The following is a 2,696-nucleotide window of genomic DNA, read 5'->3' on the forward strand; positions in this document are numbered from 1 at the left end:
TGCGCCCGCATCGGCACCGGCACGAAACCAAGATTCAGTGCCAGCAAGATGTGTGCGCGTCACGAGCGCCCAGGTGGGGTTGGTTTCGTTGGACAGCGGGGCGAACTCCCCAGATGAACGCTCACCAGCGAGCAACGCCCGTTGTAACGCGTCTGCGCCATACCCGTTCAGCACGTCCAGGCAGCCACGAATGTCCAGCGACAGCGTATCGAGATCGGCGAGGAAGTCGTTGAGATAGGCGATCGTATCGGCCTTAAATAGGGCGAACTCCTCGCCGTTCACAACCGGTGAGCCGAGCAGCTTATTGACCTTGTGCATGAATAGGGCTGCGTTCGCCGTCAGTGGACTTTCGCATTTTTGGGTGTGCCTCTGCCGGCCTTCTCGATCACTTCGGTGAGCACCTGATCTGACTCTGACCCGCGTGGCGACGTGACTTCGGTCGTCCCATCTGTCACTTATAGAAGTGACAGATGGGAGTGATTGTGAGAGCATCACATGGTGAGCAATGCAGACCAACACGAAGCGATCCCGAGGGTGGTGCGCGGAACGCTGATCACGATCCGCCGCCGGTGCGGGAAACCGACGTGTCGGTGCGCGACCGGGCAACCGCACGAGAGTCCGGCACTCTCGGTGAGCCTGTCGGGCAGGTCGGTGACGATCAGCCTGCGCCCGGGCGAGGTTCCCGCGGTGCAAGCGGCACTGGCCCGCTACCAAGGCGCACGCGAGGAGCTCGAGGCGCAGGCCAACCAGGGGGTGCAGGCGTTGCGGACTCGCCACAGACCCCGGTAGCCGGCTGGCAGCATCTTCTGGGGATGGTCACCGCGGTGTTCACCGCGCCGAGCCTCGCGATTTTCACCGACCTCATGACTGGCTGGGTCTGCGCTCCGGGACGGCGCACCATCACCGCGATGATCGCCGTGGCCGACCCGGCCGGGCGGCGTGCCCACGACGCCTACCACCGGTTCGTCCGCGACGGGGCCTGGTCGATGAACCGGCTCTGGCAGGCCCTCGCCGGCCACCTGCTCGCCCACTGCTGCCCCACAGGTGTGGTCGAGTTGGCTTGCGATGACACGTTGTTCCACCACGAAGGACGCAAGGTCGAAGGGGCCGGGACCTTCCGCGACGCGGTCCGCTCCACCCTGCGCAAGGTCGTGTACGCCCGCGGGCTGAACCTGGTCGTGATCACCCTGCAGGTCCGGCCGCCGTGGGGCGGGTGCCCGATCGCGGTCCCGGTCAACGTCCGAGTCCACCGCAAGCACGACGCCACCACCACCATCGTCCACGCCGCGACGATGATCCGCGAGATCACCGGCTGGTTCCCCGACCGGTCCATCCACCTGTGCGCCGACGGCGCGTACGCCACCCTCGCCGGAGCCGACCTGCCCCGGACCCACCTCACTTCGCGGATGCGCCGCGACGCCGCCCTCTACGAGCCCGCACCAGCACACACCGGACGGCGCGGACGGCCGCGCACCAAGGGCGACCGGCTCCCCACCCCCGCGGCACTGTCCGCGACCTTGCCCAAGCGGGCCTGGACACCAGTTGAGGTCGACGTCCGCGGCACCACCCGGGCCAGGCTGGTCCACACCCGTGACGTGCTCTGGTACCGGGTGAACAAGACCGACCTGGTCGCCATGGTCATCATGCGTGACCCCGACGGCATCGAGCCCGACGACTACTTCTTCACCACCGACCTGACCGCCACCGCCACCGACGTCATCTCTCGCTACGCCGCCCGGTGGGCCATCGAGGTCTGCTTCCGCGACGTCAAACAAGACCTCGGCGCCCAGAACCCCCAATCGTGGAAACGCCGAGGTCCCGAACGCGCCGCCGCGCTTTCGTTGTGGCTGCACGCAATGATCTGGTGCTTCTACCTCCAAACCCACCCCCGCGGCCACACCTGGATCCCGCGGCCCTGGTACCCGTCAAAAGCCACGCCCAGCTTCCTCGACGCCCTCGCCGCGCTCCGCCGCGTGCTGTGGTCCCAACGAATTACAGCAATGTCCCGCTCCGAACCCGACGACACCAAAATCACTGAGGCCCTACTCGACACGCTCGCCTACGCCGCATAGCCGAATCGAAGAGTGCGAAAGTCCACTTCTGCCGAACGGCACTTTTCCGGGCGGAACCTCATCTGACCAGGGAGGCAGAGATGACGGGCAGCCGAATGAGCCGACGCCGGGCTCGTTATGGTGTCGACGGACCGGCTCCACTGGCCGTCCTCGCGCTAGCGACGGCGGGTCTGGTCGTTGGCAGCGTCAGGGCTCTGGCCGCCAGGCGTCGGGTCGGACGACTGCTGCTCATGGGCGCCGTGATCGAAGGATTCCGCGCCGGAACGTACCTGTACGCCACGACGCGCGGCAAGTTCGTGGTCTGGGCGCGCGAGGTTGACGCACTCGACCTGACCGGCACCGAGCAGGTGCTCGACCTGGGCTGCGGACGGGGTGCCGTGCTGCTGACGGTCGCCCGCCGACTGACCACCGGCAAGGTGATCGGGCTCGACGCGTGGCGAGCCAAGGACCAGTCAGGGAACACCGAGGCCGCTGCGCAGCACAACGCGGAGGTCGAAGACCTGGCCGACCGGGTTGACCTGGTCACCGGCGACATGCGTGCCCTGCCCTTCGAAGACGCCAGCTTCGACCTGGTCGTCTCCAGCTTGGCTCTGCACAACATCCCCGGTGTTGACGATCGCGACG

The 2,696-nt window shown here is 66.9% G+C and carries 3 protein-coding genes; 2 read left to right on the plus strand and 1 reads right to left on the minus strand.

The window, feature by feature from the left end; all coding sequences use genetic code 11:
* On the minus strand, positions 1–492 hold a 492-nt coding region (locus VIM19_12365), incomplete at its 3' end, for a DUF2397 family protein (GenBank protein HEY5185671.1).
* A gap of 320 nt (positions 493–812) precedes the next feature.
* On the opposite strand from VIM19_12365, the gene VIM19_12370 reads away from it, so the two are divergent.
* Both VIM19_12370 and VIM19_12375 read left to right on the plus strand, forming a co-directional pair.
* Entirely contained in the window at positions 813–2,072 is a 1,260-nt protein-coding gene (locus VIM19_12370; protein ID HEY5185672.1) for a transposase, read from the plus strand.
* A gap of 230 nt (positions 2,073–2,302) precedes the next feature.
* A partial coding sequence (locus tag VIM19_12375) for a class I SAM-dependent methyltransferase (GenBank protein HEY5185673.1) occupies positions 2,303–2,696 on the plus strand: 394 nt, incomplete at its 3' end.

The sequence above is a fragment of the Actinomycetes bacterium genome (genome assembly GCA_036510875.1).
Lineage (GTDB): Bacteria > Actinomycetota > Actinomycetes > Prado026 > Prado026 > DATCDE01.